Source organism: Streptomyces gamaensis, from assembly GCF_042656465.1.
Lineage (GTDB): Bacteria > Actinomycetota > Actinomycetes > Streptomycetales > Streptomycetaceae > Streptomyces > Streptomyces gamaensis.
In genome coordinates, this window is the sequence record NZ_JBHSPB010000003.1 from 185148 (window position 1) to 203933 (window position 18786).

At 75.3% G+C, this 18786-nt stretch carries 15 protein-coding genes; 3 read left to right on the forward strand and 12 right to left on the reverse strand.

Annotation, left to right across the window (positions count from 1 at the left end; translation table 11 throughout):
* Nucleotides 1–13: 13 nt before the first annotated feature.
* Both ACFP1Z_RS05755 and ACFP1Z_RS05760 read right to left on the reverse strand, forming a co-directional pair.
* The gene (locus ACFP1Z_RS05755) at nucleotides 14–451 is read right to left on the reverse strand and encodes a hypothetical protein (RefSeq protein WP_390314789.1); all 438 of its coding nucleotides are present in this window, start codon (nucleotides 449–451) and stop codon (nucleotides 14–16) included.
* Between the two features lie 558 nt (nucleotides 452–1009).
* The gene (locus ACFP1Z_RS05760) at nucleotides 1010–1987 is read right to left on the reverse strand and encodes an NAD(P)H-quinone oxidoreductase (RefSeq protein ID WP_390314790.1); all 978 of its coding nucleotides are present in this window, start codon (nucleotides 1985–1987) and stop codon (nucleotides 1010–1012) included.
* A 74-nt stretch (nucleotides 1988–2061) separates the two neighbouring features.
* Here ACFP1Z_RS05760 and ACFP1Z_RS05765 point away from each other — a divergent pair, with 74 nt between their 5' ends.
* On the forward strand, nucleotides 2062–3240 hold the full coding sequence (locus ACFP1Z_RS05765; protein ID WP_390314791.1) for a potassium channel family protein: 1179 nt from the start codon (nucleotides 2062–2064) through the stop codon (nucleotides 3238–3240).
* An 18-nt stretch (nucleotides 3241–3258) separates the two neighbouring features.
* Here the strand turns inward: ACFP1Z_RS05765 and ACFP1Z_RS05770 are convergent, their stop codons facing one another.
* From ACFP1Z_RS05770 to pdhA, 5 genes are all read right to left on the reverse strand, one after another.
* The gene (locus ACFP1Z_RS05770; protein ID WP_390314792.1) at nucleotides 3259–4917 is read right to left on the reverse strand and encodes a molybdopterin molybdotransferase MoeA; all 1659 of its coding nucleotides are present in this window, start codon (nucleotides 4915–4917) and stop codon (nucleotides 3259–3261) included.
* 1523 nt (nucleotides 4918–6440) lie between these two features.
* A complete protein-coding gene (locus ACFP1Z_RS05775) occupies nucleotides 6441–7316 on the reverse strand; it encodes an NTP transferase domain-containing protein (protein ID WP_390314793.1) in 876 nt (291 codons plus the stop codon).
* A gap of 58 nt (nucleotides 7317–7374) precedes the next feature.
* The gene (locus ACFP1Z_RS05780; RefSeq protein ID WP_390314794.1) at nucleotides 7375–8961 is read right to left on the reverse strand and encodes a dihydrolipoamide acetyltransferase family protein; all 1587 of its coding nucleotides are present in this window, start codon (nucleotides 8959–8961) and stop codon (nucleotides 7375–7377) included.
* A complete protein-coding gene (locus tag ACFP1Z_RS05785; RefSeq protein WP_390314795.1) occupies nucleotides 8961–10019 on the reverse strand; it encodes an alpha-ketoacid dehydrogenase subunit beta in 1059 nt (352 codons plus the stop codon). Before ACFP1Z_RS05785 ends, ACFP1Z_RS05780 begins: the two co-directional genes overlap by 1 nt.
* Entirely contained in the window at nucleotides 10019–11203 is a 1185-nt protein-coding gene (gene pdhA / locus ACFP1Z_RS05790) for a pyruvate dehydrogenase (acetyl-transferring) E1 component subunit alpha (protein ID WP_390314796.1), read from the reverse strand. The genes ACFP1Z_RS05785 and pdhA overlap by 1 nt, the downstream gene beginning before the upstream one ends.
* A gap of 184 nt (nucleotides 11204–11387) precedes the next feature.
* On the opposite strand from pdhA, the gene ACFP1Z_RS05795 reads away from it, so the two are divergent.
* Complete coding sequence (locus ACFP1Z_RS05795; RefSeq protein ID WP_390315056.1) at nucleotides 11388–11882, forward strand: Lrp/AsnC family transcriptional regulator; 495 nt, start codon at nucleotides 11388–11390, stop codon at nucleotides 11880–11882.
* A gap of 104 nt (nucleotides 11883–11986) precedes the next feature.
* Here the strand turns inward: ACFP1Z_RS05795 and ACFP1Z_RS05800 are convergent, their stop codons facing one another.
* Together ACFP1Z_RS05800 and ACFP1Z_RS05805 are read right to left on the reverse strand one after the other, a co-directional pair.
* Nucleotides 11987–12583, reverse strand: a complete 597-nt coding sequence (locus tag ACFP1Z_RS05800) for a TetR/AcrR family transcriptional regulator (RefSeq protein WP_390314797.1) — start codon at nucleotides 12581–12583, stop codon at nucleotides 11987–11989.
* Nucleotides 12584–12585: 2 nt separating this feature from the next.
* The gene (locus ACFP1Z_RS05805) at nucleotides 12586–14118 is read right to left on the reverse strand and encodes a 3-hydroxyacyl-CoA dehydrogenase (protein WP_390314798.1); all 1533 of its coding nucleotides are present in this window, start codon (nucleotides 14116–14118) and stop codon (nucleotides 12586–12588) included.
* 166 nt (nucleotides 14119–14284) lie between these two features.
* On the opposite strand from ACFP1Z_RS05805, the gene paaN reads away from it, so the two are divergent.
* The gene (gene paaN, locus ACFP1Z_RS05810) at nucleotides 14285–15982 is read left to right on the forward strand and encodes a phenylacetic acid degradation protein PaaN (RefSeq protein WP_390314799.1); all 1698 of its coding nucleotides are present in this window, start codon (nucleotides 14285–14287) and stop codon (nucleotides 15980–15982) included.
* Between the two features lie 24 nt (nucleotides 15983–16006).
* Here the strand turns inward: paaN and ACFP1Z_RS05815 are convergent, their stop codons facing one another.
* The 3 genes from ACFP1Z_RS05815 to ACFP1Z_RS05825 are packed head-to-tail and all read right to left on the reverse strand — an operon-like array spanning nucleotide 16007 to nucleotide 18723.
* A complete protein-coding gene (locus tag ACFP1Z_RS05815; protein WP_390314800.1) occupies nucleotides 16007–16783 on the reverse strand; it encodes a TrmH family RNA methyltransferase in 777 nt (258 codons plus the stop codon).
* 42 nt (nucleotides 16784–16825) lie between these two features.
* A complete protein-coding gene (locus tag ACFP1Z_RS05820) occupies nucleotides 16826–18064 on the reverse strand; it encodes an HTTM domain-containing protein (protein ID WP_390314801.1) in 1239 nt (412 codons plus the stop codon).
* Entirely contained in the window at nucleotides 18061–18723 is a 663-nt protein-coding gene (locus tag ACFP1Z_RS05825; RefSeq protein WP_390314802.1) for a DUF5819 family protein, read from the reverse strand. Before ACFP1Z_RS05825 ends, ACFP1Z_RS05820 begins: the two co-directional genes overlap by 4 nt.
* Nucleotides 18724–18786: the final 63 nt, after the last annotated feature.

Below are 18786 nucleotides of genomic sequence, written 5' to 3' on the forward strand. Positions count from 1 at the left end.
GTCGTCCCGCAGGTCATCCCGCGCGCCGCAGCCGGAGCGCGAACAGCCCGAGCGCCACGCCCGCCACGGTCATGCCCGCGCCGATGGGCAGCACCAGCGCCGAGTGGTCCGCCGCCTCCCCCGCCGCCTTGCCGTCGTCCGCGCCCGTCGCGGAGGCTCCGGGCGACGGGCCGTCCGGCGGCCGCGCCGCGGACGGGGGCGGCGCGGAGGGCACGACCGCGTCGGCCCGGCCGCCGGGCGGCGGGCTGGCGAGGTCCCCGTCCGGGGAGGCCGAGGCGTCGGGGTCCTCGGACGCGGGGTCGGAGGGCCAGTCCGGGACGCCGCCGAACGGACCGGGCGGCACCCGCCCCTCGCCGGGTCCGTCGGTGGCCTCGGGATCGGGATAGCCGGCCCGGAAACCGGCGGGCACGGGGAGCGCCGAAGGACCGGCGGTCGACTGCGGGGCCTCCACATCACGTACCGCGGTCTCCGGACCGGGATCGGGCCGCTCACGCGAAACGGGTCCGGCGGCGGGGGGCAGGGCCCGCGGAGTCCCCGCCGCACGGCCCGGCCCGGAGCCCGACTGCTCCACGCGACCAGACCCGGCACCGAGCGACACCGACCGGACCGCGAAGCGGGAGGACCCGGCGGACACGGCCCGCGGAGTCCCCGCCGCACCGCCTGCCCCGGAGCCCGGCTGCTCCACGGGACCAGGCCCGGCACCGGGCGACACCGACCCGACCACAGGGCGGAAGGACCCGGCGGACACGGCCCGCTCCAGGGCCTTCGGAACCCCCGCCGTGCGGGCCAGCCCCGGGCCCGCCGGGGCGCACAGCGCGGCCGTCGCCCAGAGCGCCGCCGTCAGCGCCGCCCCGGCCACAGGTGCCGCCCGTATGCGACCGCCCACGCCGCCGCCCTCCGTCGAAGTCACCGGTCCCGCCCCTCGCTCCACCGTCACACGCGGTGCGCCGGGCGGCGCGCTGAGCGGCCGTACGGGTGACGGGGGAGCGGAACCGGCCTCGCGGGGGCGTCAGTTGGTGAGCAGCACCTTGCCCACGTGCGTGCTCTGCTCCAGCACCCGGTGCGCGGCCGCAGCCTCCCGCATCGGCAGCGTGCGGTCGACCACGGGCCGTACCCGGCCCCCGGAGATCAGCGGCCACACGTGCTCGCGCACCGCCGCGACGATCGCGGCCTTCTCCGCGAGCGGCCGGGCCCGCAGCGAGGTCGCCGTCACGGCGGCCCGCTTGGCGAGCAGCTTGCCCAGGTCCAGCTCGGCCCTGCGGCCGCCCTGCAGCCCGATGACGACGAGCCGCCCGTTGACGGCGAGGGCGTCCACGTTGCGGTCGAGGTACTTCGCGCCGACGATGTCGAGGATCACGTCGGCGCCGGCCCCGCCGGTCACCTTGCGCAGTTCCTCGACGAAGTCCTCCTCGCGGTAGTCGATGAGGATGTCCGCGCCCAACTCGCGGCAGCGCTCCAGCTTCTCCGTGCCGCCGGCCGTGACGGCGACGCGCGCGCCGACGGCCTTCGCCAGCTGCACGGCCATCGTGCCGATGCCGCTGCCGCCGCCGTGCACCAGCAGCGTCTCGCCGGGCCGCAGATGGGCCACCATGAACACGTTCGACCAGACGGTCGCGGTCACTTCGGGCAGCCCGGCCGCGGTGACCACGTCCAGCCCGTCGGGCACGGGCAGCAGTTGTCCGGCCGGTACGCAGACCTTCTCCGCGTAGCCGCCGCCCGCGAGCAGCGCGCACACCTCGTCGCCGACCGCCCAGCCGCTCACCCCGGGCCCGAGCGCCGCGATCCGGCCGGAGCATTCGAGCCCCGGGTAGGGGGAGGCGCCCGGCGGCGGGTCGTAGAAGCCCTGCCGCTGCATCACATCGGCGCGGTTGACGGCGCTGGCCGCGACCTCGATCAGGACCTCGCCACTGCCGGGTACGGGGTCGGGGACCTCGGCCCACACGAGCGCGTCCGGTCCGCCGGGTGCGGGAATGGTGATCGCATGCATGCCCGCGAGGCTACTCCCGGGGCGGGCCCCGTCATGGAAACCCATCACGGTCCCCATCACGGAACATGGAGGGCATGGCTCCCCCACAAGCACCCCGCACCACCGCAGAGCGGACGCCGAAGACCGGTCCTCCCGCCAGGAGCGCCCGGAAGGGCTTTCAGAAAGGCACCCGGCTCTCCCTGTTGCGCTCGCTGCTGCACCGCACCCGGGCCGAGGCCGAGGAGGACACGGAGACCGGACGGGCCATCGTCATGCCCGTCCAGCGGGTGACCGCGCCGTTGCAGCAGGTGCTGCGGCGGCTGGTGATGGCGCTGGTGGTGCTGGGGGTGACGACGGCCGTCGTCTACCTCGACCGGGAGGGCTACCACGACAACAAGGGCGGCACGCTCGGTTTCCTGGACGCCGCCTACTACGCGACCGTCACGCTGTCGACCACCGGCTACGGCGACATCACGCCGGTGGGCGAGGGGGCGCGGCTGACGAATATCTTCGTGATCACGCCTCTGCGCGTGCTGTTCCTGATCATTCTGGTCGGCACCACCCTGGAGGTGCTGACCGAACGGACGCGCCAGCAAGTGCGCATTCACCGCTGGAGGTCCCGGATGCGGGAGCACACCGTCGTCGTCGGCTACGGCACGAAGGGCCAGCACACGATCGAGACCCTCATCGGGCAGGGCCGCCCGAAGGAGAAGATCGTCGTGGTGGACCCGCAGAAGAAGGTCGTGGACGCGGCCGCCAGCGCCGGGTACGTGGCCGTGCTCGGCGACGCGACCCGCTCCGAGACCCTGCTGCGGGCCGAACTGCCGCGGGCAGCGCAGATCGTCATCGCCACCCAGCGCGACGACACCGCGGCGCTCGTCACGCTCACCGCGCGGCAGCTGAACAAGCACGCCACGATCGTCGTCGCCGTCCGGGAGGACGAGAACGTGCCCCTGCTGCGGCAGAGCGGCGCCGACACCGTCGTCACCAGCTCCAGCTCCGCCGGCCGGCTGCTGGGCATGTCGATGGTCAGCCCCAACGTCGGCACGGTGCTGGAGGACCTGCTGACGTACGGCATCGGACTCGACGTCTCCGAACGGCCGGTGACCAAGCGGGAGGCGGGCCGCTCCCCGCGCGAGTGCGAGGACCTCGTCGTCGCCGTCGTCCGCGGCCACCGGCTGCTGCACTACACCGACCCGGAGGCGGCCACGCTCCACCTCGCGGACCGGGTCATCACCATCCGGCAGGCGGTACCGGCGGCCGTACAGGAGTGACGGCCGCCCCGCGCGGGCTCACCGGTCACCCTTGTCCGCCGCCCACGGCAGGGCCAGCAGTTCGGCGGGCGAGCCCCGGTCCGTACCGCCCGGCGGGATGACGGCCAGCGCGTCCGCGGCGGCCAGGCCGCGCAGCATGGCGGGGCCGTGGAACCGCAGCGGCTGCGCCCGGCCGCCGCCCCGCCGCACCACCGGGACGAGCCGGGTGTCGGCGGGGTGCCCGTCCACCGCCTCGGTCAGCGGGGTGCGGTACGGGGCCGGGGCCGGCCGGCCCGCGAGCGTCCGCAGCAGTGGTTCGGCCAGCGTCAGCAGCCCCGCGACGGCGGCCAGCGGATTGCCGGGGAGCCCCACCAGGTGCCGGTCGGGGGTGAGCCGCGCGAGCAGCATCGGATGCCCCGGGCGCACCGAGACGCCGTCGACCAGCAGCTCGGCGCCCAGCCTGCGCAGCGTCGGACGGACGTGGTCGACCGGACCGGCCGCGGTGCCCCCGGTGGTCAGCACGAGATCGGCACCCGACTCGGCCAGGGCCGCGTACAGCGCCTCCGCGTCGTCGCCCAGCCGCCGGGTCGCACTCACCTCGGCGCCGAGCTCGGCGAGCCAGGGGCCGAGCATGGGGCCCAGCGCGTCCCGGATCCGGCCGCCGCTGGGCAGGCCCTCGCGCAGCAGCTCGTCGCCGAGGACCAGGACCTCCACGCGGGGGCGGCGCGTGACGCGCAGCGAGTCGTACCCGGCGGCCGCCGCGAGGCCCAGCACGGCGGGGGTCACCAGGCCGCCCGCGGCGAGGAGTTGGTCGCCGCGCCGGCACTCCTGGCCGCGCGGCCGGATGTCCTGACCGTGCGTCAGGCGCGCGGTCGCGTGCAGGACGCGCTCGTCCGTCAGGTCGCCGTGCTCGCGGCGCAGCACGGCCGTGGCCCCGGGCGGTACGCGGGCGCCGGTGGCGATGGCGACGGCCTGCCCGTCGTGCAGGGCGACGGCCTCGCCCTCGCCCGCGAGGATCCCCTGCCCGCCGCGCGGCAGCCGCCACGGGCCCGGCCCGGAGACCGCCCAGCCGTCCATGGCCGACGAGTCGAACGACGGCAGGTCCGTGAGGGCGACGAGCGGCACCGCGAGCACCTGCCCCAGCGCCTCGCCGAGCGCCCGTTCCCCGGTCCCCAGCACCCGCGCCGCCCGGCCGGCCAGCGCCCGCGCGTCCGGCCAGGCAGTGGTGGGCCGGGAGGAGTGCCCCGGCGCCCCGGGGTTCCCGCCGCCGCTCCCGGGCCCGGGACTGTCGTCACGGAAGAGGGGGTGCCGCACGGATCCCCGGACGAAGGGGGCCTGGCGGCCGGGGGCGGTGCGGCTGTCGCGGGCGTCGCGGGGGCCTTCACCGGCCGGGCCGGATGCGCTGGGTCCGCCGGCTTCACCGAATCCGCCGACTTCACCGGATGCGCCGGCTTCACCGAAGAGCACGTCGAAGCCGCGCGCCCGGGAGCCGCCGCGGGAGAGCGCCCGCTCGTACCGGTCCCCGGCGACCAGGGCCAGCGCGTCGTCGACGGCCGAGGAGGGGGAGGTACGGGCGTCACCCGGGCCCCCGGAAGCGCTGTCGTCGGCGTCGCCGGGGGACCCGTCCGGGCCGTCCGGCGCGTCGAGGGATTCGCTGGCCGCGGACGGACCGGCAACGGCATGCCGTTCGGCACTCACGTCAGTGGCTTCGCGATGGCCGGGCACGGTGCCGCTACGGGGCGCTGACGGAAGGTCGGCGACGGTCCCGGCACCGTCGTCGGCGCGGGGCGGATTGTCACCGGCGGACACGCCCCCTGACCGACCGTCACCGGAACCCCGGTCGTCACGACCGTTCCCACGAAGCGGCCGGGCGGCCCCGTACCGACGGATCGCTGCGCCGCCCACCACGGGGCCGGGGCCCTCGGCACTCCGCACGTCCCGACGAACGGCCGCCTCCCCGCCGACCACACGGTCGGAACCCTCGCCGCCCCGGGAACCACGATCGCCCTCACGCCCCGGACCGGCCCCCTCGCCGGGACGAGCACCGGTGTCCCCGCTCACCACACGCTCTGCACGCGACCATCCGTCAACCACCGGGCCCGACACACCATCGCCACCCCGGGAACCACGATCGCCCTCACGCCCCGGACCGGCCCCCTCGCCGGGACGAGCACCGGTGTCCCCGCTCACCACACGCTCTGCACGCGACCGCCCGTCAACCACCGGGCCCGACACACCATCGCCACCCCGGGAACCACGCCCCCGACCAGCAGCAGCCCCCTCGTCCAGCGCACGCTCCGTACCCGGCCACCCATCAGCTCGTGGGCTCAACGCATCGCCACCGCTCTGGGGATCACGCCCGTCGCCACAGCCCCGGCCACCTCGCCCGCCCCGGCGGTCGGCCGCCTCCTCGCCCACCACACGGTCGCAACTCTCGCCACCCCGAGCATCACGGTTACCCTCACGCCCCCGACCGGCCCCGTCGCCCCGACGAGCAACCGTCTCCCCGCCCACCACGCACTCCGCACCCGGCCCCCCATCAACCACCGGGCCCAACACACCATCGCCATCCCGGGAACCACGCCCATCGCCACGACCCCGGCCGGCTCCGCCACCCCGGGAATCCCAGCCGCCGGCACACTCCGCCCCCACACGTCCCGTCGCGGGCGCCCCCGCCGGCTGTGCCGGCCCGTCACCGGGCTCCGTCGGCGCCGGGACGCCGTCGCCGGTCTGCCCACGGGCCGGGGAAACCGTCACCGGCTCCTCGCCGGCCCGGAGTTCCCGCCCCCGCTGCTCGTCGGCGACCGGCGTGACCGCGCCGGGCCCGGCAGCCGACGGCACGTCGTCGGACCGCTCACCATCAGCCGCGCCGTCGCCATCGGTGGTACCGGGCTCGGCGCCCGCGCGACGGTCGCGCTCCCGCCGGTCGCCGGACACCAGCGCCAGCGCGTCGTCGACACCCAGACGGTCGGCCGCCGGCGCCGGCCCGTCACCGGGCCGGCCGGCGGCAGCCGCGGGGCGGCCGCGGTGGTCGTCCCGCAGCAGCACCCACACGGCGTCCCCCGTGGCACGCTCCGTGGCGCGCTCCGCCTCGCGCGGCCCGGCCGCGGGACCGCTCGCGCGGCGGTCGTCGGCGAGCAGCGCGAGGGCTTCCTCGGCGGCGCGCTCCAGTTCGCGTTCGGCTTCGGACCCGGCTCCGCACCGGTCCGCGCGGTCGTCGGTCATCGTGGTTCTTCGGCTCTCCCGGCCGGTCCGGCCGGTCCGGTCTCCTCGGTCCAGCGCCGGGCCAGTTCGACCGCCTCGCGCGTGGCCTGCTCGACCTCCCGGGGGCCACCGCCCCGCTGGGCCGCCGCGTAGCCGACCAGGAACGTCGTCAGGGGCGCGGCCGGCCGGGCCACGCCGTGCGCGGCGTCGCGCGCGAGATCGAGCAGGGCGGCGGTGTCGACGTCGAGGTCGATGCCCAGTTCCGCCTTGGCCGTGGCAATCCATTCATCCAGCACCCTCTTATCGTCCCTGATGCGGGCACGGGCGACGGCGACGTCCTCCCAGGTGTCGCAGTCGAAAGAGGCGGTGGGATGGGGCAGTCGGCCCAGTGTCAGGCCGTCGGCGAGCAGTCGCAGGGGGAGCCCGGCGAGGGTGCCGTACTCGGTGGCGATCAGGGCCAGTTCGCGGCGGAGGGGCTCGCTGCGGTAGGCGGCGACCAGGGGCTGCTCGTGCCCGTCGGGGTCGGTGAGCCGCACCCCGTCACGGGCCCCGCCGGCACCGTCGTGGACGGCGGCGAGCAGGGCCCGTACGGTCCCGGCGTCCAGGAACGGCAGGTCGGCGGAGAGGACCAGCACGGTGTCGGCGCCGGTGTGCCGCAGCCCCGCGTCGAGCGCGGCGAGCGGCCCGCCGCCGGGGGGCCGCTCGCGGGCCCACCGTACGGGCCGGACCGTGGGGCGGCGCGGACCGACCACGACGGTCGTGGCGGCGTCGGCGCACGCGGCCAGCACCCGGTCGAGCAGGGGCCGGCCGCCCACGACGAGCGCGGGCTTGTCGGCCCCGCCCAGCCTCCGCGCGGCTCCTCCGGCGAGCACGACAGCGTCGTAAACCTTCACGGACCGAGTATCGGCCTCCCGCGGCCGGCGGCGGAGCCCGGCCCCTCACTCACCTCACTCATACCGTGCGCAGCAGCACCGCGGGCTGCTCCACGCAGTCGGCGACGTACCGCAGGAAGCCCCCGGCCGTCCCTCCGTCGCACACCCGGTGGTCGAAGGTCAACGACAGCTGCGCCACCTGCCGTACCGCCAGCTCCCCGTCGACCACCCACGGTTTCGCGGCGATCCGGCCCACCCCGAGCATCGCCGCCTCCGGGTGGTTGAGGATCGGTGTGGACCCGTCCACCCCGAACACCCCGTAGTTGTTCAGCGTGAACGTCCCCCCGGTCAGCTCCGCGGGCGCCAGCGTCCCGTTCCGTGCCGCCTCCGTGAGCCGGGCGATCTCCACGGACAGCTCCACCGCGTTGCGCGTGTGCGCGTCCCGGACGACCGGCACGACCAGCCCCCGCTCGGTCTGCGCGGCGAACCCGAGGTGCACGGCCGGCAGCCGTACGATCTCGCGCGCCCCGGTGTCCACGGTCGCGTTCAGCTCCGGGTACCGGGCCAGCGCCGCCGTACACACGCGGGCCAGAAGGGCCAGCAGCGACACCTTCGGGCCGGTGCCGGAGGCGTTCATGGCCCGGCGGGCGGCGAGCAGTCCGGTGGCGTCCGCGTCGACCCAGCACGTGGCGTCGGGGATCTCCCGGCGGCTGCGGCTCAGCTTCTCCGCGACCGCGCCCCGCACTCCGCGCAGCGGGATCCGTACGGCGTCCGACGGCAGTTCGGGGGTGGCCGGCTCCGTCGCGGCCCGGTGTGCGGCCTGCTCGACGTCCGCCCGCAGGACGAGCCCGTCCGGCCCGCTGCCGCGCACCTGCCGCAGGTCGAGGCCGCTCTCCCGCGCGAGACGCCGTACGAGCGGCGATATGACGGGGACGGGGCCCGAACCGGCGCTCTCGGCCGTGACGGTCGCGGAGCCCGCGACCGCAGGGTCGCCCCCGGACCCCGGCGCGGGCTCGTCCTGCCGCCGGACCTGGACCCGGGCCCGGCGCCCGCGCGCGGCGGCCCCCTGCGTGCCGTACCCGACCAGGACGTTCCCGGAGCCCTCGGACGCCTCCTGCGCCGCCGCGCCGGACGCACCGGAATCGTGCCCCGCCACGGCCCCTTGGGCGGAATGCGCCCTGCCTGCCCTGCCTGCCGCGCCTGCCACACCCGAAGCGTCCGTCGCACCGGACGCACCGGACGGGTGCCCCGCCACGGACCCCTGGACGGAATCCGCCCCGCCCGCCCGGCCTGCCGCACCCGAAGCATCCGCCGCACCGGGCGCCGCCGATCCACCCGAGCCGCCTCCCGATCCGCTTGGCCCGCCCTGCCTCTCCGGTTCCTCCGGTCCGCTCGGTCCCCCCGGTCCCTTCGGGACCGTCTCCCCCACCGCGACCGTCAACAATGGCGCGCCCACCGGGAGTTCCGCACCCTCCTCCCCGAAGCGGGCCGTCACCACGCCCCCGTAGGGGCACGGCACGTCCACCATCGCCTTCGCCGTCTCGACCTCCACCACCGGCTGGTCCACGGCGACCACGTCCCCGACCTCCACCAGCCAGCGGACGATCTCGGCCTCCGTGAGCCCTTCACCCAGATCCGGCAGCCGGAACTCCCGCACCACGGCCATCAGCGCGCACCCCCGTCCCCGATTCCGGCAGCCCCCGGCCCCACCCACTGCGACTCCCACTGCAACCGCGCCACCGCGTCCAACACCCGGTCCACACCGGGCAGATGATGGTGTTCGAGCATGGGCGGCGGGTAGGGGATGTCGAAGCCGGTGACCCGCAGCACCGGCGCCTCCAGGTGGTGGAAGCAGCGCTCGGTGACCCGGGCCGCGATCTCCCCGCCGGGGCCGCCGAAACCGACGGCCTCGTGGACGACGACGGCCCGCCCGGTACGGCGCACGGACGCGCAGACGGTCTCCTCGTCGAAGGGCACCAGCGAGCGCAGATCCACGACTTCGAGGTCCCAGCCCTCGGCCACGGCGGCCTCGGCGGCCTCCAGGCACACCGGCAGGGACGGCCCGTAGGTGACGAGCGTCGCGGACGTGCCCGGACGCCGGACGAGCGCACGCCCGATGCCCGGCACCGGATCCGGGCGGTCGGCCGACCAGTCGGCCTTCGACCAGTACAGCCGCTTCGGCTCCATGAAGACCACAGGATCGTCGGAGGCGATGGCCTCCCGCAGCAGCCCGTACGCGTCCGCGACGGTGGCCGGGACGACGACGTGCAGTCCCGGTGTGGCCATGTAGTACGCCTCGGAGGAGTCGCTGTGGTGCTCGACGCCGCCGATCCCGCCGCCGTACGGCACGCGCACGGTGATCGGCATCGGCACCGCGCCGCGCGTGCGGTTGCGGAACCGCGAGACGTGGCTGACGAGTTGCTCGAAGGCGGGGTAGGCGAACGCGTCGAACTGCATCTCCACCACGGGCCGCAGCCCGTACATGGCCATGCCCACGGCCGCCCCGAGCGCGCCGGCCTCGGCCAGCGGCGTGTCCGTGCAGCGGTCGTCGCCGAACTTCTTCGCCAGCCCGTCGGTGACGCGGAAGACACCGCCGAGGGTGCCGACGTCCTCGCCGAGGACGTGCACGGCCGGATCGTCGGCCATCGCGTCGTGCAGCGCGCGGTTGAGCGCCTGCGCCATCGTGGCGGGCTTGCGGGCGGTACCGACGGTCGCGGTGGTCATCACCGGCCCCCTTCGTCAGTCGTCTCCCCGGCCGTCTCCCCCGCTGCCTGCGCCGTGGCGGTCTCCTCGGCGGCCCGCAGCTCGGCCCGCAACTGCTCGGCCTGCTCCCGCAGTTGCGCGGTGCGCTCGGCGTAGACGTGGGTGAACAGGTCCATGGGGTCGAGCGGCGGATCCTGGTGCATCCGCTCGCGCAGCCCGGCGGCCAGGGCCTCGGCGGCCTCCCGCTCGGCCCGCATGCCCGCCTCGTCGAGCAGGCCCCTGCCGGTCAACTCCCGCTCCAGCAGGGCGATCGGATCGTGCTCGCGCCAGGCGTCGACCTCGGCGGCGGTGCGGTAGCGGGTGGCGTCGTCGGCGTTCGTATGGGCGTCGAGGCGGTAGGTGACGGCCTCGACCAGGGTGGGGCCCTGGCCCTCGCGCGCGTGGCGCACGGCCTCGCCCAGCACCTGGAGGACGGCCGGGGCGTCGTTGCCGTCGACGAGCCGGCCGGGCATGCCGTAGCCGACGGCCTTGTGCGCGAAGGACGGGGCCGCGGTCTGCTTCGCGAGCGGCACGGAGATCGCGTAACCGTTGTTCTGCACAAGGAAGACCACCGGCGCGCGCCACACGGCGGCGAAGTTCAGCGCCTCGTGGAAGTCGCCCTCACTGGTGCCACCGTCGCCGACCATCGCGAGGACGACGACGTCGTCCCCCCGCAGCCGGGCGGCGTGCGCGAGGCCCACGGCGTGCGGGAGCTGGGTGGCCAGCGGGGTGCACAGCGGGGCGATCCGGTGCTCGTGCGGGTCGTAGCCGGTGTGCCAGTCGCCGCGCAGCAGCGTCAGGGCCGCCACCGGGTCCAGGCCGCGCACGACGGCGGCCAGGGTGTCGCGGTAGCTGGGGAAGAGCCAGTCCCGCTCGTCGAGCGCGAGCGCGGCGGCGACCTGGCAGGCCTCCTGGCCCGTGGAGGAGGGGTAGACGGCCAGCCTGCCCTGCCGGGTCAGCGCCGTGGCCTGCGCGTTGTAGCGGCGGCCGCGCACGAGCTCCGCGTACAGCCGGCGCAGCAGCGCGGGGTCGACCCCGGCGGCCGCCGCCGTGCCCAGCACCCGGTGGGGCTCCGCCTCGGGCAGCAGCGGGGCGGGGTCGGTGCGGGGCCGCCAGGCGGGGGGCGGGGCTGGCCGGTACGAGCCGGGCTGCTCCAGGACCGTCACGACGGGCACCTCCTTCGGGAAGCGGGCTGACCGGCGCGCGAGGCGGTTCCCCCGCCACGCGCTCTCCCTACCGATTGTTCGGTCGTCAGGGCTTTTTGGCTACAGGCGGCCCGAGCCTGTGGACAATCGGTTCTCCACAGCGTGGGATATGGCCACGACGTCCATGACGGGGAGGCGGGGCGCCATGCCGGACGAACAGTTGGCCCTCGGCGGCGACGCGGGCGAGCGGCCGCCTCCGCGCCCGCTCGACGACATCGACCGCGCCATTCTGCGCATGCTCCGGGCCGACGGCCGCGCCTCGATACGGTCCGTCGCCGGCCGGGTGCACGTCTCGCGCGCCAACGCCTACGCCCGTATCAACCGCCTCATCGACGACGGTGTCATAAAGGGCTTCGGGGCGCGCGTCGACCAGGAGCGGGCGGGCCAGGGCGCGTCCGCCTACATCACCTTGAAGATCGTCCAGAACTCCTGGCGCACGGTCCGCGAGAAGCTCCGCGCGCTGCCCGGCGCCGCCCATATCGCCCTGGTCAGCGGGGACTTCGACGTCCTGCTGCTCGTGCACACCAAGGACAACCGGGCCCTGCGGGAGCTCGTCCTGACCCGTATCCAGGCCATGGACGAGGTGCTGAGCACCCGCACGCTGCTGGTCTTCGAGGAGACCGACCTGCTGGAGGCGTGAGCGGGCACGGGCACAGCGCGTACGGGCGCGGCCGGGCGCGTACGGGAGACCGCGAGCCCGTACGGTCCGTACGGGCGCCCGGCGGCGCGCGGACCGGGCCCGGCCTAGGCCCCGGCGTCCGTGCGCAGGCCCGCGAACGCCGTGCGCACCACCGCGTCGGCCACGGTCGCGCTCGTCGCCCCGCCGCGCTCCGGCCGGTACCACTCCACGATGGAGTTGATCATCCCGAAGAGCAGCCGGGTCGCGAGCCGGCCGTCGACGTCCGCCCGCAGATCGCCGTCCGCCGCGGCCCGTTCGAGGAGAGCCGCGACCCGGTGGTCGAACTCGCGGCGCCGCTCCAGGGCCCAGCGCTCGGTGGCGGTGTTGCCGCGCACACGCAGCAGCAGCGTCACGTAGGGCAGCTCCTCGATCAGCACCTCCACGGTGCGCCGGGTGACGTGCTCCAGCCGGTCGACCGCCCGCCCCCCGGTGGCGCCCGGCTCGTCGAGAACGGCGAACAGCCCGTCCAGCGCACGGCTTATGGCGAGCCGCAGCAGCTCCTCCTTGCCCTTGACGTGGTGGTAGATCGAGGACTTGGAGATCCCGGCCGCCCTGGAGAGGTGCTCCATGGACGTGCCGTCGTAGCCCCGCTCGTTGAACACCTCGACGGCGACCGCGAGCAGCGATTCGGGCGTGTAGGTGTCGCGCTTGGCCATGGTCATGATTACAGCAGGCTCTCTCCGGCGGCCGCACGGCGGCGCAGGGGCTGACAGGGCTGGTAGCGGGTGCCGCCGTACTCGTCCCGCAGGGCGAGCAGCACGCCGGTGATCCAGTCCGCGCCGAGCCGGCGGCCCCATTCCAGCGGCCCCAGCGGGTAGTTCACGCCCAGCCGCATCGCGGTGTCGACGTCCTCGGCGGTGGCCACGCCCCGGCCGACGGCGTCGTGCGCGAAGTCGACGAGCATCGCGACCGTACGGGCGACGAGCATGCCCGGCACGTCGCCGATGACGCTGACCTTCTTGCCCAGCGCCTGGAACAGGCCGACGGCCGCGTCCACATCGCGCCGGGAGACGGTCTCGGCGGGCGCCAGCGCGATCCTGGCGCACTCGCGGTAGTCCAGGGCGAGGTCGAAGTGGATGTCGGCCCCCGCGTCGGCCGTCGGCATCCGGCCGTTGACGAGGGCGAGGCGCGCGCCGTCGGGCAGGACCAGAGCGCCGTCGCCGCGCTCCGGCGCCCCGGCCCCGGTGAGCGTGATGCCCGCTTCCCGGATCATCCCGGGCAGGGCGGCGGCGGGGCGGGGCAGCTCGCCGTACGCGCCGAGGGTGCGGGGCGCCGGGCGGGGCGGCGCGGTGTGCGGCTCGGGGCGGGCCGCGCCGGGCGTGTGGTCGTACCAGCCCCGGCCCGTCTTGCGGCCCAGGAGACCGGCCTGGACGAGCCGTTGCTGCGCGAGCGAGGGCGTGAACTTCGGGTCGTGGAAGAAGGCTTCGTCCACCGAACGGGTGACGGCGTTGTTCACATCCTGGCCGATGAGATCGGTGAGCTCGAAGGGGCCCATCGCGAAGCCGCCGCTCTCGCGCAGCACGGCGTCGATGGTCGCGGGATCGGCGCCGCCCTCCTCCAGGACCCGGAACGCCTCGGCGTAGAAGGGCCGCGCGATCCGGTTGACGACGAACCCCGGGGTGTCGGCGCAGCGCACCGGGGTCCTGCCCCAGGCCGTCAGCAGCGCGTGCGCGCGCTCGGCGGTCCGCTCCCCGGTGGCCCGGCCGCTCACGATCTCGACGAGGGGCAGCAGTGGCGCGGGGTTGAAGAAGTGCAGTCCGAGGAAGCGTTCCGGCACGCGCAGCGCTCCGGCGATCGCGGTGACGGAGAGGGAGGAGGTGTTGGTGGCGAGCAGGCAGCCGTCGGGGACGACCGCTTCCAGCTGTTCGAACAGCTTCTGTTTGGCGGGAAGTTGCTCGACAATCGCCTCGATGACCAGGGCGCAGTCGCTCAGTTCACCGAGCGCGCCGGCCGCGTGCAGCCGGGCGCGGGCGGCGTCGCGCCGCGCGGGGTCGAGCCTGCCCTTGTCGACGAGCCGGTCCAGCCGGGCCGCGACCGCGCCGACGGCCTCCCGCGCGCGCCCGGGCACCGCGTCGTGCAGCCGCACCGGATGGCCCGCGACGGCGGCGACCTGGGCGATGCCCTGGCCCATCGTGCCGGAGCCGACCACGCCGACCACCGTCGCCGCCGGATCCGTACCGCCCGCTCTCCCGATCATGCCGGTCATCCTCCCCGATGAGTCGTCCACAGATTCGCCGGGCCCCCTTGCCCCGACCGATCGTTCGGTTACTGTATCTGCGGGGGGCAGTCCCAGGGCCCCGCAATCGCGCCAACCGCACCCTGTCGTCTCTTCCGAGCCCAGCTCGACAAGGAGTTGGTCAGCCGTGACCTCCGGACTCTCCCAGTTGACCGAGAAGCACCGCCCCACCCTCGACGCCGCGCTGGCGGCCGTCCGCTCGCGCGCGTACTGGTCGCCCTACCCCGAGCACCCGAAGGCGTACGGGGAGCAGGGTTCCGTGCCCGGCAGCCTGGGCGCGGCCGAGGGGCAGGCGGCCTTCGAGGCGCTGCGCGGCAAGCGCTTCGAGCTGGACCAGCCCGGTACGGACGGCTGGGCGGGCGCGGAGGTCTCGCCCTACGGACCGGAGCTGGGCATCACGTATCCGCACGCGGACGCCGACGTCCTGCTGCCGGCGCTGCGCGCGGCGATGCCGGCCTGGCGGGAGGCCGGGCCCGAGGCGCGCGCGGTGGTCTGTCTGGAGATCCTGGCCCGGATCAACGCCCGGACGCACGAGTTCGCGCAGGCCGTCATGCACACCAGCGGGCAGGCGTTCATGATGGCCTTCCAGGCCGGCGGGCCGCACGCGCAGGACCGGGGCCTGGAGGCCGTGGCGTACGCCTATGCCGAGCAGACGCGCACGCCCGGCGCGGCCGACTGGTCCAAGCCGCAGGGCAAGCGCGAACCCCTGGAGCTGCGCAAGGAGTTCACCGCGGTGCCGCGCGGCGTCTCGCTGCTCATCGGCTGCAACACCTTCCCCACGTGGAACGGCTATCCGGGCCTGTTCGCCTCGCTCGCCACCGGCAACGCGGTGCTCGTCAAGCCGCATCCGCGCGCGGTGCTGCCGCTCGCGCTGACGGTGCGGGTGGCGCGCGAGGTGCTCCGGGAGGCGGGTTTCTCCCCCGACCTGGTCGCGCTGGCCGCCGAGCGGGACGGCGAGGGCATCGCGAAGACCCTCGCGGTGCGCCCGGAGGTCCGCATCGTCGACTACACGGGCGGCACGGCGTTCGGCGAGTGGCTGGAGGCCAACGCCCGCCAGGCGCAGGTCTTCACGGAGAAGGCGGGTGTCAACACGGTCGTCGTCGACTCCACCGACGACTACAAGGGCCTGCTGTCCAACCTCGCCTTCTCCCTGTCGCTCTACAGCGGCCAGATGTGCACCACCCCGCAGAACCTGCTGATCCCGCGCGGGGGCATCGACACCGACGCCGGGCACAAGTCCTACGACGAGGTGGTGGCCGATCTCGCGCGCGCGGTCGACGGGCTGCTCGGGGACGAGGCGCGGGCGCACGCCCTGCTGGGCGCGATCGTCAACGACCAGGTCAAGGAGCGTATCGAGGCGGCCGGCCGGACCGGGGAAGTCGCCCTGGCCTCCCGGTCGTTGACACACCCCGACTTCCCCGGTGCCACGGTGCGCACTCCCGTGATCGTGAAGCTGGACGGCGCCAAGCCGGACGCCGAGGCGGCGTACTTCTCGGAGTGCTTCGGCCCGGTGTCCTTCGCCGTCGCGGTGGACTCCACGGCGGACGCGGTGGAGCTGCTGCGGCGCACGGTGCGCGAGAAGGGCGCGATGACGGTGGGCGCGTACACCACGTCGGCGGAGGCCGAGCGGCTGGTGGAGCAGGCGTGCCTGGAGGAGTGCGCGCAGCTGTCGCTGAACCTCACCGGTGGGGTGTACGTCAACCAGACCGCAGCGTTCTCCGACTTCCACGGCTCCGGCGGCAACCCGGCGGCCAACGCGGCGCTGTGCGACGGGGCGTTCGTCGCGAGCCGCTTCAGGACGGTCGAGGTGCGCCGGCCGGCGTAGGCGCCCGCGCGGGCCGGACCGCCGTCAGGGCGCGGCCGGCCCGCCCCAGTGGAAGAGCGCCATGGCCACGCTGGTGGCGAGGTTGTAGCTGGAGACCTGCGGCCGCATGGGCAGGGCGACCAGCCGGTCCGCCCGCGCGCGCAACTCGGGCGAGATGCCGTGCCGTTCGGAGCCGAAGGCGAGCAGCGCGTCGTCGGGGAGGGCCAGGGAGCGGATGTCCTCGCCCTCCGGGTCGAGCGCGTACAGCGGGCCGGGCGGCAGGCCGTCCACGGGCAGGCGGGCCACGGCGGTGGCGTAGTGCAGGCCCGCCCCGGCCCGTACGGCGTTGGGGTGCCAGGGGTCGAGGTCGCCGGTGGTGACCACGCCCGTGGCCCCGAAGCCGGCGGCCAGGCGCACGACCGCGCCGACGTTGCCGAGGTTGCGGGGGTTGTCCAGGACGACGACCGGGGAGCGCCGGGGCAGCCGGGCGAGGGCGTCGAGCTGCTCCTGCCGGCCGGGCGCGGCGGCCAGCGCGGCCACGCCCGTGGGGTGGACCCTGGGCACCAGCTCGCGCAGGGTCCGTGCCGGGATCTCCACGAGCCGCCCGGCCAGTTCACCGACGAGGTCGTCGGCCAGGTCCGCGGCGAGCGCGAGGACGGCGTCCTTGTCGGAGGCCACCGCGAGGTGCACCCGGGCGCCGAAGCGCAGGGCGTGCTTGAGCGCGTGGAAGCCGTCCAGCAGCACGGCGTCGGGGGCCGCCTCGGCCCACCTGCGCACGGCTGCCGTGGCCGCGTCCGTGGCGTCCGCGGTGGTCTCGTTCATCCCTTCACCCTACGGGCCCGTGCGGGGCCGTAGGTCCGCCGGTCAGCCGACCGGGGTGCGGGCGGCGGCCTCGCCCTCGCGCGGCACGGGCACCCGCGGGGCGCGCGCGGGCAGCAGCCGGCGGGCGGTGCGGCGGGCCAGGCCGCCGGTGCGGCGCAGGAAGGAGGTCGGCAGGAAGACCGCGTCCGCCACGATCATCGCGAGCGAGAAGAACGGCAGCCCGAGCAGGACGGCGATGCCCAGGTGCTCGGCCATCATCACGCCGAGCAGGACGTTCTTCACGCGCCGGTTCAGCAGGGTGAAGGGGAAGGCCACCTGCACGGCCACGGTGCCGTAGCTCAGCAGCAGGACGACGACGCTGCTCGTGGCGAGCAGCCCGGACAGCCCGGGCCAGGGCGAGAAGTAGTCCAGGTGCAGTGGGTAGTACAGCGCGGTGCCGTCCTGCCAGCGCGAGCCCTGGATCTTGTACCAGCCGGCCGTCGAGTAGATCAGGCAGACCTCGGCCATGATGACCAACAGGGCGCCGTTGTGGGCGAGATGGGCCAGGGCGTCCAGGACGGCGCGGGGCTCCCCCGGCGCGTACCGCCGCACGCACCACCACAGCCCCTGAACACCCCACAGGCCCCACAGCGCGAGGGCCCAGCCGATGCCGGGCAGCGGGCCGTGTCCGGTCCAGGACAGCTGCGCGGCGCCGAGGAGCTGCGCGGTGGCCAGCGCGAGGCCGCAGACCGTCCACAGCGCGACGCCGGTGGCGTCACGGCCCTGTGCCGTGCCCCGGGCGGCGCGGCGGGCGTCGAGCGACCACACCTGGCCGCAGCGGGTGAGCACCAGGTAGAGGGCCATCAGGTGCAGTACGTTGTCGCCGCCGTCGCCGAGGAAGACGCTGCGGTTCTGCAGCGACAGCACCCCGATCATGAAGAGCACGGAGAGGGTGCGCGTGCGCCAGCCGAGCAGCAGCAGGGCCGCGGAGACGACGGCGAGGGCGTAGACGACCTCGAACCACACGGTGCTCCCGGACCACATCAGGACCGTGAAGGCGTGGTTGTCGGCGATCAGCCGCTGGGCCATGGTCCAGCCCCAGGGCGCGTCCGGGCCGTAGAGCTCATGGCGGTTGGGCCACTCGCGCAGCAGGAAGCACAGCCAGGTGAAGGAGAAGCCGATGCGCAGCACAGCCGTCTGGTAGCGGCCGAGGGACGTGCCGGTGACGAGGGCGAGGCCGCGGGCGAGCGCCGTGGCGGCGCGCGGCCGGCGGGCGGGTGCCGGGGTCGTCGGAGTGCTCACTGCCGCGCCTCCGCGAGGTCGTCGGCCGCGACCGGCCACCAGGCGAGCACGCGGTAGGCCGGGGCGTTCGAGGGTTTCTCCTCGCTCCAGGGCGGCGGCTGCACGGTCGTCGTCACCGAGCGCACCTGGACGCGGCGGATCGGCAGCCCGCTGTTGCGGGCGTCCAGCCTGCGCACGGCGATACGCCGGACGTACTGCTCGGACAGCCGGCCGCGCACACCGTTCGGCACCTCCTGCGCGTCGTGGGAGCCGGTGTAGAAGTCCCAGGCGCGGCGCAGCTCGTTCTGCTGGGCGTGGCTGGGGAAGGGGTTGTGGCGGATGGCGGCACCGTCCTCGGCGGTGAGGTCGGTCCAGCCGGTGAGCGTGGTCCGCCCGTCGGGGCCGAGAAGCTCGGCGCGCGCCTGGACGGCCACGTTCTGCTGGAGCGGGTTGGGGGCGAACAGCTTCCAGTTCTGCTCGTACTCGGGATAGACGTAGTCGCCTATCGCGGAGGCGTACTGCTTGCTGACCGAGTTCGCGGGCGCGACGTGCAGGAACACCATCGCCAGGTGCACGGCCGCGGCGGTGGCGACTACGGCGGCGCCGACGGCGACGGCGATGCGCGATGGCAGGGACAGCGCGGCGACGCCGCCCCGCCCGGTCTCGTCGTCCGTCTCCATCTCCCCGCCCCGATCCTGCGTCCGGCCTGTGACTGTGCACCCGAACGGTACCCATGGGGCCCC